Below are 12993 nucleotides of genomic sequence, written 5' to 3'. Positions count from 1 at the left end.
CTATGGCAGAACTAAAGCAACTATCTGAACACCTCAGCTTTGGTGGGCGTCAATTACGTTTTGAACATGAGGCTGAAAGTACTCAGTGTTCGATGACTTTCTCCGTATTTTTACCGCCTCAAGTGGAGACTCAGGCCTGTCCAGTTTTATATTGGTTGTCAGGTTTAACCTGTAGCGATGAAAATTTTGTGCAAAAAAGCGGCTTTCAGAGTAAGGCTGCGAAATTAGGTCTTATTGTGGTTGCACCGGATACCAGTCCTCGTGGTGATGATGTGCCTGATGACCCAGAAGCCGCTTGGGATTTTGGTCTTGCGGCCGGTTTTTATCTGAATGCTACGCAGGCGCCGTGGAACAAACACTATCGTATGTACGACTATTGTGTGCAAGAGCTGCCAGCCTTGATTGAAAAGCACTTTTCGACAAATGGTCGTCGTGCTATTTCTGGACACAGCATGGGAGGGCATGGTGCACTCAGCATTGCATTTAAACATGCAGATAAGTATTGCAGTGTATCTGCATTTGCTCCTATTGTTGCGCCAAGCCAAGTTCCCTGGGGGCAAAAAGCATTGAAAGGCTATTTAGGTGACGATGAGCTTAGTTGGCAAGACTATGATAGTAACTTGTTGCTTGCCTCTAGGGCCGAGAGTTTGCAGCAGTTGCCGATTCTGATTGATCAAGGTGGGGCCGATAATTTTTTAACGGAACAGCTAAAGCCTGAGTGTCTATTAGCCGCAGCTGAGACTAATGATGTGCAAATCGATTATCGCTTGCGTGAAGGTTATGATCATAGCTATTTTTATATCGCCAGTTTTATTGATGAGCATTTAGAGTTTCATGCCGTGCACCTTAATTCCTAAATATGATAGCGAGACGGGACTTGCTCTTGCTCTCGCTTATTTCTTTTCTTAATACTTACTCCCCCCACGTAGCGCTTCTGATTACTTACTTTAGTAATGGTTATGGGCGTACTGCAACCAGCCACAATATTCAGGGCCGTCATAAGTGTATTGGGGTTTTAGTCTAGATAGTTAGCCAACAAACTCTCGCTAGCTAACCATAAACGCTCATAGCTGGCTTTATCTAAGGCCCATGGTTTGGCTTGGCTTTCTTGAGCGTTCTTGAAGTAGCTTCCATTTTTACTGGCTATGTTTTGGGTTTTGCATAATTGTAGTTGTGTCAAGGCTCCTTGCTCTGGTGACTGGAGGAAAGGGGATAACAACAGCATTATTATTTTTCCTGCTATGGTGTTCTTTGTTCCTAGCCCTGTTCTTACTCCAAATCCACCTGGGTGTAAGGCAAAGGTGCTCACAGAGCTGTATTTCAATCTGTTAGCAAGCGCTTGAGTAAACATAATGTTGGCGAGTTTGGAATGAGCATAAACCTTAAAGGCGCTAAAACCCTTCGAAAAGCTTAAGTCATCAAAGCGAATGGTTTTGCAAAACCAGTGGGCATCTGATGCGACATTGATAATTCGCGCATTAGTACTTGCCTTCAGCCTATCTAATAAAAGTATGGTCAACAAAAAGTGGGCGAGGTAGTTAACTGCAAACATTTCTTCATCGCCTTCTGGCGTAAGTACTCTCTTTAAGTTAAAAGTCGCAGCATTATTTAAAAGTATATGTAGAGGCCTCCCTGTATCTAGAAAACCTTGCGCCGCATGCTGAACCTCTTTCATAGAGCGAAGATCGCAAGTAATTAATGAAATATTGGTATTACCACTTTGTTTGATAATATCAGTGATTACTTTTTCGGACTTTTCTTTGTTGCGACATAATAGGTGTAGTTCCATTCCCTGTTGTGCGAGCGCCCTTGCTGTGGCTAAGCCAATACCACTACTTGCGCCTGTAATCAGAGCAACCTTGTGATGTTCTTGCATTTTCATAAGTTGGTATCTACGTGTTTTAAACTCGAGTGTTAGCTTGCCATCGCCAGGCTAAAACAGATGTGCATAGTAGAGCCAAGAGCACAATCGCCATAAAAAAGACATCATCTAAGTCTCGTACACCATTATGCAGATAGCTTAAGGCTAATAGGGGAGGGATAACTATATTAAGTCTACGGTTGATTTTGTAGTGAAGGATCTTGCTCAATAGAACCATCAGGATTGGTATTTCAATGACAAACGCAGCAAAGAGTAGAAGCTCATTACTTATTTGGGTGCCATTAATAGTGCCTGTCTCTATTTCTGTAATAGCCCCTGGCCTAAATAAATCATGTAAATCGCGGAAAAGTACATTTAAAAGAATAAATAGCCAAAGTGTTGATAGTGTCGATTTCATAGGCGCCTCCAGTTTGAAATGCTGATGATAAATCGTTAGAAATACGCATTCATTCACCTAGGTGCATATTTATAAATATTTAGTGATTTTGCTTGGAGAGTCTTTTTTTTATACGGCTTAAGGACTGGGGTTTAATGCCTAGGTAGCTAGCGAGATGGTATTGAGGGATTCGTTTTAATAAATCAGGATTACTTTTGGTGAGTTCTAGATAGTGCTCTTCTGGGCTTAAGTTCCTAAAGTGATCCCACGATGTTTGACGTTGCGCTAGAATGGCGTCATTTATTTTATGGCACAAGAGCGAAAAACGAGGGTGTTTAGAGAGGAAGTCTTCCGTTTTTTCTTTGCTTCCATGAGAGATAATGCAAGGTTCTAAGCATTCAATAAAGTAGTTTGAAGCTAGGTTTTTGCTGTAGCTAACGGGGGTGATAATATCGTGTTCGGTAAAAAACGCAGTGTTTTGTTCGTTTCCATCGTTAAGATAATAGCTGCGAACGCAGCCTTGTAGCACAAGATAGGTGTGTGTCGCTATTTGCCCCGAGCGGACGAGAAACTCACCTTTGGCATACTCTTTAATAAGGCTATTAGTTTCAATAATACGGCGCTCTTCATCATTGAACGTATCATACTTTGACAAAAAGCTAATTAAGCATGAATTCATATACTTGCCTCATCGTATGGCTATTGCTCGCCTTCGCCTCCAGTCTGACTCAAGCCTATGCGCAAATTTATTTCGTGAGCGGTTTCTAATACTGCTGCAATCAATGTTTTTTCTTCATCTTTGCTTAAGCTGGCGCTAAGAGTGGCAACAGAAATGGCAGCGACTAGGCCAATATCTGCTTGACCAATAAAGGCTGAACAGTTGGTGATCCCGTTAGTAAGCTCGCTTTCAGCGACTAAATAGCCTTGCTTTTCTATCTGCTCGAACTGCTTTAAAAGCTGTGTTTTCTTAGCCGCGTCCATTTTCTTAAATAGCGGATCGTCTTCAAGTAAGGCTTTACGTGGTTCACGAGGGTAGTGAGAAAGAATCACACGGCCGGAAGTGGTATTCAAAATAGGAAATAAAGTCCCCTCTGTAATAGATAGCGATACAGGAAGTGGGCTTTTGACTTGGCTAGTCACCATTAGTTTTCCCTCGTGGGGTACGCTCATATAGCATGCTAGGCCATGTTTTTCGGCTAAGGCTGTCATTGGCAAGTGAGCTGCACGACGCATTTGCTCTACGGGGCTGTGGGCATGGCTGAGCGTGTAAAGCTTCAAGGTTAACCTGTATTTCCCCGATTGTTCATCTCTAGCGATATAACCGCGCGCTTCAAGTACAACTAAGACCCTATAAATTTCATTGGGGCTGCGTTCTAGGCCTTGAGCAATTTCTGCCTGTGACTTTGCAGTGGTCTCGTGTGCTAGGAATTCTAGTATTTCTAAGCCTTTATCTAGAGCCGGAGCGCTGTATTTAGCGGTTTTTGTCATGTTTTTTTTAGCAATCATACGGTAGTGGCTGCCTAGTTTCTCAGGTTACGCGCTTAGAGCCAACGCTTACTGTGCGAATTAACTCTAAGTTTGCTTTGTTTTAGATCGAAAAAATCAGTTTTTTGAGCAAAAAGCTATTGTGCCACTTTTACTAATGTATTTATAATGGAACAACAGATTCAAATATGAATTTATTGGTTTTGTTTGTTTATAGCAAGTAGTAAATAAGGTTTAGCAAATGAAACTCATGCGGGTTTAGTGGCAACGTTCTACTAAACTACTAGACCTGAGCAAATAACTTAGGTGTTAAATCGACACGCAGCAACGACTCACATTGGAGTAGTCATGAGCCAGAAGACAATAGAATTAAAAGGTATTACTTGGGGCCATACCCGCGGTTATGTCCCTATGACAGCCACCGCTCAGCGTTTTGAAGAGCTAAACCCAGGTGTGCGTATCACTTGGAGTAAGCGTTCCTTGCAAGCATTTGCCGATGAACCTATTGACCAGCTTGCTGAAAAATACGATCTATTAGTCATTGACCACCCTTGGGCGGGGTTTGCTGCTCAGACAGGTGTGATTGTGCCTCTTAATGACCATATGCCAGCCCCTTTTCTAGAAGACCTTGCTAATAACTCTGTGGGGCGCAGCCATGAGAGTTATCACTACAACGGTAAACAAGTGGCTTTAGCTATTGATGCGGCGACACCTGTTGCTTCGGCTCGCATGGATTTGTTAGAGGCTGAGGGTGTGGGCATGCCTCAAACTTGGGATGAACTGATGGCGTTGGCGAAAAAGGGCAAAGTTGCCGTTCCGTCTATTCCACAAGATACCTTGATGAACTTCTACATGCTTTGCTCAACCATGGGTGAGGACGTTTGTGTTAGTGACGAATACGTTGTGAGCGAAGCAATGGGCATTAAAGCGCTTAAAATGCTGCGCGAACTGTCTATTCATTTAAATCGTGATTGTTTCGACTGGAATCCTATCCAAGTCTATGAAGCAATGACCCAAACAGATGAATTTGCCTATTGCCCATTTGCTTATGGTTATGCCAATTACGCTAAACCAAACTATGCGCGCAAACTGCTTAAATTTGCTGACACCGTAACTCTGCCTGGCACGGATCGTTTGTGCACGACCTTAGGTGGAACCGGCTTGGCAATTTCAGCTCAATCTGAGCACAAAGAAATTGCTTCTAAGTATGCTGAGTTTGTTGCTAACGAAGCGATGCAAAGTGGTTTTTATATCGAATTTGGCGGTCAGCCAGGTCATCGCAACGCTTGGACTTGTGATTACGCAAACGAAACCACTGACAATTATTTTAACGATACCTTACCGACCTTGGATCGCGCTTATTTGCGCCCTCGTTATCACGGTCATATGTTCTTCCAAGATAACAGCGGTGCGCCTATTCGTGAGTATTTGATGAATGGTGGTGATGAAAAGGCGTTATTGGACAAGCTGAATGCTCTTTATGTTGAGTCAAAAGGCATCAAGCTATGAGTTTGCCTCTTGAAGGCGTAACCGTCCTTGAATTCAGCCAGTATCTAGCTGGGCCTTACGCGGGCCTACGTTTGGCAGACTTGGGTGCGCGCGTCATTAAAATTGAGCGCCCAGGTGCCGGTGATGCGTGTCGTTCCTTGGCAACAAAAAATATGTGGGCTGATGGTGATAGTGTTTTATTTCACACGATTAACCGTAATAAAGAGAGTTTCGCTGCGAATTTAAAAGATCCGGCAGATCTAGAGCTCGTTAAGGCTTTAATTAAGAAAGCCGATGTGATTACTCATAACTTTCGTCCAGGCATCATGGCGCGCATTGGTTTGGACTACGACAGCGTACAAGAACTTAATCCGGCTATCGTTTATGGCGAGGTCAGCGGTTATGGCGAAATAGGCCCTTGGAAAGATAAGCCGGGTCAAGATTTGTTAGCTCAATCTGTGTCGGGTTTAACTTGGTTAACGGGGAATGCGGATCAAGCTCCAAAACCGATGGGTATTGCTGTGGCGGATATGTTGACCGGCACTCACTTTGCTCAAGGTTTGTTAGCCGCCTTATTAAAGAAAAAGCGTACGGGGCAGGGATCTAAAGTCAATGTCAGCTTACTTGAGTCGATCATCGACTTTCAGTTCGAAGGTTTTACTGCTTTTTTAAATAATGGTCAGCAGCTGCCAGAGCGCAGTGCTCAAAATAACGCTCATGCTTATTTGGGCGCGCCTTATGGTATTTATAAAACGGCTGATTCGCATATCGCCATTAGCATGGGCGATTTGAAAAAACTGTGCGAAAGCATTGGTTGCCTCGGTTTAGAGGCTTATTACGATGTAGATCAGCAATATTCAGAGCGAGACCTAATCAAGGCGCAACTAGCTAAACACTTTATCTCCAAATCAAGTGCCCAGTGGCTTGCTATGTTAAAAGCCGATAATTACTGGAGCTCAGCTGTGTTGGATTACAAACAGTTAAGTCAGGAAGAGGCTTATAAAGTATTGGACATGGAGCTGGATGTTAAGCGCGATAATGGCGTATCAGTGCGTACGACTCGCTGCCCAATTCGTTTAAACGGCGCTGTTGTGAAAAATACAACGGCGGCTCCCGCTTTAGGTAATGCCAATGCTTACTTGTTTGAGGAGTTTGGGTTATGAGTACCGTTTCTAAACCATTAGAGGGCTTGTTGGTTCTCGATTTTAGTCAGTTTTTATCTGGCCCTAGTGCCAGTTTGCGTCTAGCAGATTTAGGCGCGCGAGTAATAAAAGTAGAGCACCATGAAAAAGGCGATTTGTCGCGTTCTATCTATGCGTCTCATTTTAATATCGCTAATGAAAGTGCTTTTTACCAAGCGATTAACCGAGGTAAAGAGAGCCTAAAGCTCAACCTTAAAGATGCTGACGACCTCGCGCTTGCTCTTAAGATCGCAGCTAAAGCTGATGTTGTTATGCATAACTTCCGCCCGGGGGTGATGCAGCGTTTAGGTTTATCTTATGAACACTTGTGCAAGTTAAATGACAAGCTTGTTTACGGCGAAATCAGTGGATATGGCAATGAAGGGCCCTGGTCTAAAGAGCCAGGCCAAGATCTGTTATTGCAAGCACTCAGTGGTCTTACTGGTTTAAGTGGTTCTGACAGTGATGATGCAATGCCGATGGGTTTAGCCATTGCCGATAATTTAGCCGGCGCCCAACTGGTACAGGGTTTGTTGGCCGCGCTTTTTTCAGGTGAACCGATATTAGTTCAAGTCAGTATGCTTGAAGCCATACTCGATTTTCAATTTGAGCCTTTGACCTTGTATTACCAAGATGCAGAACCCATTGTTCGCGGTGACGTGAATTCCGCGCACTCATTGGTTGGTGCTCCTTATGGTTTGTACCAATGTAGCAATGGCTATATCGCGTTAGCAATGGGAGCAATTCCTAAGCTGGGTGAGTTACTTAGCTGTGATGCCTTGTTGGCTTATAGCGAGTCGAGCACTTGGTTTGCCAAGCGTGATGAGATTAAACAAATTCTTGCTGATTTCCTTGTGTCGAATACCTGTGAACACTGGCTTTCCATTTTAGAGCCTGCTGATATTTGGTGTGCGCAAGTGCTTAATTGGAAGCAGTTGCTTGAGCATGATGGTTTCAAAGTGCTGAATATGGTGCAAGAAGTAAAAGGCCAGAATAGCCAGTATCTGACCACACGATGCCCAATTAAATTTGATGACCAGGCCTTGCTTTCTGAACGTGCCGCACCGAGTTTAGGTGAGCACAACGAATCACTTCGCGCTGAGTTTTAATAGCTCTTAGAGTGCTTTAGAGACGAACTATGACTGACGAATTAATTAGTTACAGTAAAAATGGCAAGGTCGCTTACATCACCTTTAATCGCCCGCCCGCAAATGCGTATAACCTAGCTTTTTATCAAGCTTTTTATCAAGCCGTGGTTGACGCAAGTCATGATGCTGAAGTTGGCGCGGTTATCGTTAATAGCAGCTCAGAAAAGTTTTTCTGCGCTGGTGCTGACATTAAAGAGTTTGAAGCAAATAGCACCGAAGATAATCAGCTGATGGTGGCTCAAGCTCGTCAAACATTGGCTGCAATGGAGGCCAGTCCTAAGCTGTTTATTGCAGAGTTGGCAGGGCACGCACTTGGTGGCGGTTTAGAAATATTGATGGCCTGTGATTTGCGCTTTGCCGCAGAAGGCCATTACAAACTTGGCTTACCGGAAATTAAATTAGGTTTGATTCCAGGTAATGGCGGCAGTCAGCGTTTATTGCGTTTAGTTGGTTTAAGTAAAGCAATGGAGCTACTTGCCACTGGTGATGTGTTCTCGATTGATCAGTCTTTTGCTTGGGGTTTAGTCAATCGACTGTATGCACGTGACGAACTTGCAGAGGCGTGTTTTGACTACGCTAAAAAAGTAGCTAATGGCCCGGCTTTAGCTGTCGCTGCGACAAAACGCGCTTTACGCGGTGGCGTGGAGCTTACTTTGGAGCAAGGTTTAGCTTTGGAAAAAGAACTTAGCGACGAGCTTTACGATACGGATGATGCTGATGAGGGGTTTAGGGCCTTTTTAGAAAAGCGTGATGCCGTTTTCAGTGGGCGTTAAAAATAGTAACTGATTAAGCGGCTAATGAATCTCTTAGCTACTTAATAAATTGATTTATTCCAATAACGATAAATAGCACCCAGAGATGAGGAGCGAATTATGACAAGTGGTATTCAGCATTATCCCTGTTACATCGACGGCCAGTGGGTTGATTCTTCTGCTGGCAAAACGTTTGACGTAGAAAACCCAGCCAATGAAGAGGTCTGGGCGACCGTACCTGATTGTACTACTGATGATGTACAGCGGGCTCTTGAGTCATCTCGTGAGGCGCAGCTAGCTTGGCAGCAGCTACCGGCGATTGAGCGCGGTCGTTGGATTATGAAAATCGTTGAGGCCTTAAAACCTAAGCGTGATCACTTTGCTAATTTATTGGTTCTAGAACAAGGTAAGACCTTGCCTGAGGCCTATGGTGAATTTGACGATACGCTTAATTACCTAACGTATTCGGCAGAAGCCGCGCGCCGTATAGAAGGTAATATTTTCCCTTCAGATCAGCCTAATGAGCAGCTGTGGATACAAAAGGTGCCTTATGGGGTGACCTTGGGTTTATGTGCTTATAACTATCCCTTAGCCTTAATTGGTCGCAAGATTGGTCCTGCATTGGTGACGGGTAATACGATGATCCTTAAGGCTCATGAAGCCACGCCAGTGACCGCGTCCGAGTTTTGTAAAGTGGTGGAAGAGGTTGGCCTACCTAAAGGCGTCATTAACTTAATCAGCGGTAAAGGCATTGAAACCAGTGCTGCCTTAGTAAGCAGCCCGATAACTCGTTTGGTGAGCTTAACCGGCAGTACGCGTGCAGGCCAAGCGATTTATAAAGCGAGCGCCGACAACGTCAGTGGTTTGGTTTTGGAGTTGGGCGGAAAAGCCTCGTTTATTGTCTTAAATGATGCGGACCTAGATAAAGCGGTAGAGGCTGCTGTTATAAGTCGTTATGCCAACAGTGGCCAAGTCTGTATTTGCAATGAATTAGTTTTGGTCGAAGAGGGCATTGCTGAGGAGTTTACACGCCGTGTAGTTGAGCGCGTTAAACAAATTACTTATGGCGATCCTATGGGTGATTTCAATATGGGCCCAAGTGTGACCGGCGACAGCATTAAGCGTATTCATGGAATGCTGGAAGAAACCGTAGCAATGGGCGCTAAAGTAGAAATTGGCGGTGCACGACCAGAAGGTGAAGAGTTTAAAAAAGGCCATTGGTATTTACCTACGGTATTAAGTGGCGTGAAGCGCGATATGCCTTTAGCTAAACATGAAATTTTTGGCCCGATCATGCCGATTATTACAGTGAAAGATTATGCCGAAGCGCTCGATATCTGTAATGACCGCGAAGATGCCTTGTCGTCGTATATTTTCACTCAAAATGTGAAAACTATTTTCCACGCAATTAACCACATGCAAGTCGGAACGGTATTTGTGAATAAGATGATTTGCGGTTACATCCAGGGTTATCACAGTGGTCATAAGACCAGTGGTACCGGTGGTGAAGATGGTGTTTACGGTATTGACGGTTATCTGCAAAAACGCGCAATTTATTTTAACTACGAGTAAGTCTGCACTCCATTGTATTGACGCTGTTGCGCAAAATATTGAGATTTAATTTGGTTGTAGGCCCGCCATGTCCAGGGCCTAGTTTTGAGGTTTATGTTTATGTCACGCATCGATTTAGATTTAAGCGGCTTCCGCTGGCAGATGGAGCGCATGCGCCCCGGTCAAGGTGAAATAGAAGGTCTGCACTTATTACCTGCAGAGTATCAAGGTACTCACTTCAGTTGGAACTTCGCCAATGTGCCTGGTGATGTTTATACCGATTTGCACCGCGCTAACGAAATTGCAGACCCATATTTTGGCCGCAATATGCATCGCGCTAAGTGGGCTGCCGAATTTGAATTTTGGTACAGCCGTCGTTTCGCTATTCCTGATGAAATGAAAGGCAAAAAAATCCGACTTATTTTTGAAGGTGTCGATTACAGCTGTGATGTGTGGTTAAACGGCACTCACCTTGGTCGTCACGAGGGCATGTTCTCTGAGTTTGAATTCGATATCAGTGATGTAGCGAGCTTTGAAGACTGGCGCGACGGCTCCAACATGTTGATGGTGAAGTTGGATCCGCCACCCAAAAATTACCGTAACTGTGGTGGTAAAAAAGTAAATTTCTCTGGTGATTATTTCTCAGGCCTTGTGCCTTTTGGTATCTGGCGACCTGTTCGTATTGAAGCAACGGATGATGTGCGTATCGATAGCATGCGTACAGACGTTACTGTGCAAAATGCAGTTGAAGGTGAAAGTGAAGCCACTGTAGCTCTAACTGTCGATGTCGTTAGCCACAGTGATAAAGCTGAAAAAGTGCAGCTAGTAGGTACCTTACAGGGTAAAAATTGTGAAACAGAGGCTGTAGAAATTAACCTAGAGCTTGACGCTCAGCCAGGTCAAAATCAAATCAGTGCCGATATTAAGGTTGCCGACGCCAAGCTTTGGTGGCCGTGGGATATGGGTGAGCAAAACTTGTATGAGTTAAAGCTAGCCGTTAAGCAAGGGGGTAGTGAGCTTGATGTAGCCAGCGAAGTGATTGGCTTGCGTGAAGTAACGATGGCGTTCTCGCGTGATGACAACGAGTTTCCTTGGACCTTTGTCATTAATGGCAAGCGTCACTTCTTGCGCTCGGCTTGCTGGGGTGGCCAGCCTTCGTTCTTATATGGTCGCAACACACTGAAGAAGTACGAAGATCGTTTGGCGATGGTAAAAGAAGCGAATATTAACAACTTGCGTATCTTTGGTTGGCACCCGCCGGAAATTCCAGACTTTTACAAAATTTGTGATGAGCTGGGTATTACTGTTTGGACAAACTTTACACTTGCAACTCAAGCTTACCCAGAAGATCAAGCCTTTATTGATGGTGTTTTGCACGAGTGTGTCGAGACGGTTAAGCAGCGCCGTAACCACCCTTCAAACATTTTCTGGATGGGTGGCGAAGAGGTGTTTTTCTCGGGTGCTCATGAGCGCAGTGGTAATAAAAAGTTGATGCAGGTGATCGGCGATGCGGTGGCTGAGTACACCAATGTGCCTTATGGCTTAGCCTCACCGTTGAGTTCTGAGTCAGGGCAAAACATTGGTTTCCGCCCTAATGAGTCGATGCATGCTAATGAGCACTATTACCAAGGTGGTGCGGAGTTTATGGAGGAATATTATCCTGCTCTTGATTGCGCGATTATTCCGGAGCTAACGGCAGCTTCTGCGCCTTCTATTGATAGTTTGAAAAAGTTTATTCCTGAGGACGAGCTGTGGCCAATGGGGCCAAGCTGGGCTTATCACTGGGCGGATATTGAAATTCTTCAGAATTTAAATTTTGAAGTTTTTAATGACTACAAAATGGGCTCATTAGAAGAGTTTGTTGAAGCAACACAAATCGCTCAGGGCACTGTGATCCAGTTTGCGTTGGAAACCTATCGCCGTCGTAAAGATCGCATGGGTGGCGTTTCGCTCTGTCACTTTATGACGCATGTACCTGATATTAAGTGGGGCATTATCGATTATTACGGTGAGAAAAAGCTGGCTTTTGATTGGTTAAAGCGTACATATCAACCGCTTCTTCCTAGCTTGCACTTTGAAAAGCGTCGTTGGGATGCAGGTTCCGAGTTTAATGCCGACTTGTGGGTTGTGAACGACAACCATGAGGCATACTCAAACTTAAAACTAGAGTGGAAAGTAAGCTATGACGGGTTCCAAACGGAAGTTGCTGGAAGCCAAGTGGTTAATGTTAAAAGTGATGATGCTGAAAACCACGTAGGTATCAGCTGGAATATCCCTGCCAACGCCTCAGGTACGTTTGAGGTGGCTGTGGTTATTAAAGATGAAGATGGCAATGAGCTAGCTGATAACCACTACACCTTGCTGATAGGCAATCAAGAAGCCGCAAAAGCGCAAAGCCTTGAATTCCTTGGTGAGGCGGTTAAGAAAATGGAAAAATGTGGTCATAGCATTTACCGTTTCTGGCCTGAAATGTGGGAAATGGAATAAAGGGGAATTGTAAAAAGGGGCGTTTAGCCCCTTTTTTATTCAGGGTGATTGAGAGGCCTATGTGTGCCAGATAATTGCATCTTGGAATACATAGTCTGAGTTGAAAGTGATAAAAATAACGAATTGGAGCTTGATATGGCGACTCATATTCTTTTGTCAGAAAAAACAGGTGATAGTTTCTTAAGCAGTGCGGCTGCTCCAGAATTTGACTCAACAGATTTTCCAGAGGGCTGGTCCGGTATGGGGCTTGAGGCATCCGGAGTTTTTATGTTTGTGCTTAAGGTCGCAGCGGGCGCAGATGAGTTTGATATTCATGCCTCGGAAGATGCATGGCTGGCTTATGTGGCCAGTGGCTCAGGTTCGCTTTCAGCGGGTACAGCAGATATGAAAGCGACACAGTCTCTAAGCTATAAAGAGGGAGATTTTATCACCTTTGACGCCAATACCCCCCATGGCTGGGTAAATGATAACTCAGAAAGCCGTTTACTCTTTGTAAAGCAAGCGTAGTTTACTCTAAGTTTTACAGTTCTTAAGTTAAGATCTAGACCTTTTTAACTCTCGTTCTTGGGCTGCCACTAGGGTAGCCTTTTTTTGAGGGAACCAATTCCTTTTCTATAAGTCTTAATATCGTGCCTCCGCCATA

General features: G+C 44.4%; 12 protein-coding genes. 8 read left to right on the top strand and 4 right to left on the bottom strand.

From position 1 onward, the window contains the following. The first annotated feature begins 2 nt into the window (after window positions 1-2). Window positions 3-857 (top strand): S-formylglutathione hydrolase, encoded by an 855-nt coding sequence (gene fghA / locus AB1S55_RS15360; RefSeq protein ID WP_370979061.1) that lies wholly within the window; start codon window positions 3-5, stop codon window positions 855-857. A gap of 158 nt (window positions 858-1015) precedes the next feature. On the opposite strand, the gene AB1S55_RS15355 is transcribed toward fghA, so the two are convergent. The 4 genes from AB1S55_RS15355 to AB1S55_RS15340 are packed head-to-tail and all read right to left on the bottom strand — an operon-like array spanning window position 1016 to window position 3764. After that, the gene (locus AB1S55_RS15355; protein WP_370979060.1) at window positions 1016-1882 is read right to left on the bottom strand and encodes an SDR family oxidoreductase; all 867 of its coding nucleotides are present in this window, start codon (window positions 1880-1882) and stop codon (window positions 1016-1018) included. Window positions 1883-1901: 19 nt separating this feature from the next. Next, a complete protein-coding gene (locus AB1S55_RS15350) occupies window positions 1902-2336 on the bottom strand; it encodes a DUF6326 family protein (RefSeq protein ID WP_370979059.1) in 435 nt (144 codons plus the stop codon). A 22-nt stretch (window positions 2337-2358) separates the two neighbouring features. Beyond that, the gene (locus AB1S55_RS15345; protein WP_370979058.1) at window positions 2359-2937 is read right to left on the bottom strand and encodes a Crp/Fnr family transcriptional regulator; all 579 of its coding nucleotides are present in this window, start codon (window positions 2935-2937) and stop codon (window positions 2359-2361) included. 20 nt (window positions 2938-2957) lie between these two features. Beyond that, entirely contained in the window at window positions 2958-3764 is an 807-nt protein-coding gene (locus tag AB1S55_RS15340) for an IclR family transcriptional regulator (protein WP_370979057.1), read from the bottom strand. 327 nt (window positions 3765-4091) lie between these two features. Between AB1S55_RS15340 and AB1S55_RS15335 the strand changes: the two genes are divergently transcribed. From AB1S55_RS15335 to AB1S55_RS15305, 7 genes are all read left to right on the top strand, one after another. Then, complete coding sequence (locus AB1S55_RS15335) at window positions 4092-5252, top strand: ABC transporter substrate-binding protein (protein WP_370979056.1); 1161 nt, start codon at window positions 4092-4094, stop codon at window positions 5250-5252. Continuing rightward, the gene (locus AB1S55_RS15330; RefSeq protein ID WP_370979055.1) at window positions 5249-6394 is read left to right on the top strand and encodes a CaiB/BaiF CoA transferase family protein; all 1146 of its coding nucleotides are present in this window, start codon (window positions 5249-5251) and stop codon (window positions 6392-6394) included. Before AB1S55_RS15335 ends, AB1S55_RS15330 begins: the two co-directional genes overlap by 4 nt. Then, window positions 6391-7521 (top strand): CaiB/BaiF CoA transferase family protein, encoded by a 1131-nt coding sequence (locus AB1S55_RS15325; protein WP_370979054.1) that lies wholly within the window; start codon window positions 6391-6393, stop codon window positions 7519-7521. The genes AB1S55_RS15330 and AB1S55_RS15325 overlap by 4 nt, the downstream gene beginning before the upstream one ends. Before the next feature lie 29 nt (window positions 7522-7550). Next, window positions 7551-8333 carry an enoyl-CoA hydratase/isomerase family protein gene (locus AB1S55_RS15320; RefSeq protein WP_370979053.1) on the top strand — a complete coding sequence of 261 codons (783 nt, stop codon included), beginning with the start codon at window positions 7551-7553 and terminating at the stop codon, window positions 8331-8333. Between the two features lie 99 nt (window positions 8334-8432). Continuing rightward, window positions 8433-9884 (top strand): aldehyde dehydrogenase family protein, encoded by a 1452-nt coding sequence (locus AB1S55_RS15315; RefSeq protein WP_370979052.1) that lies wholly within the window; start codon window positions 8433-8435, stop codon window positions 9882-9884. 99 nt (window positions 9885-9983) lie between these two features. Further along, the gene (locus AB1S55_RS15310; protein ID WP_370979051.1) at window positions 9984-12350 is read left to right on the top strand and encodes a glycoside hydrolase family 2 protein; all 2367 of its coding nucleotides are present in this window, start codon (window positions 9984-9986) and stop codon (window positions 12348-12350) included. 135 nt (window positions 12351-12485) lie between these two features. Beyond that, complete coding sequence (locus AB1S55_RS15305) at window positions 12486-12857, top strand: cupin domain-containing protein (protein WP_370979050.1); 372 nt, start codon at window positions 12486-12488, stop codon at window positions 12855-12857. Window positions 12858-12993 lie beyond the last annotated feature (136 nt).

Origin of the sequence: Agaribacterium sp. ZY112, assembly GCF_041346925.1 — a bacterium.
Classification (GTDB): domain Bacteria; phylum Pseudomonadota; class Gammaproteobacteria; order Pseudomonadales; family Cellvibrionaceae; genus Agaribacterium.
Note: the sequence above shows the minus strand (reverse complement) of the source record. Positions and strands in the feature narration are given on the sequence as shown.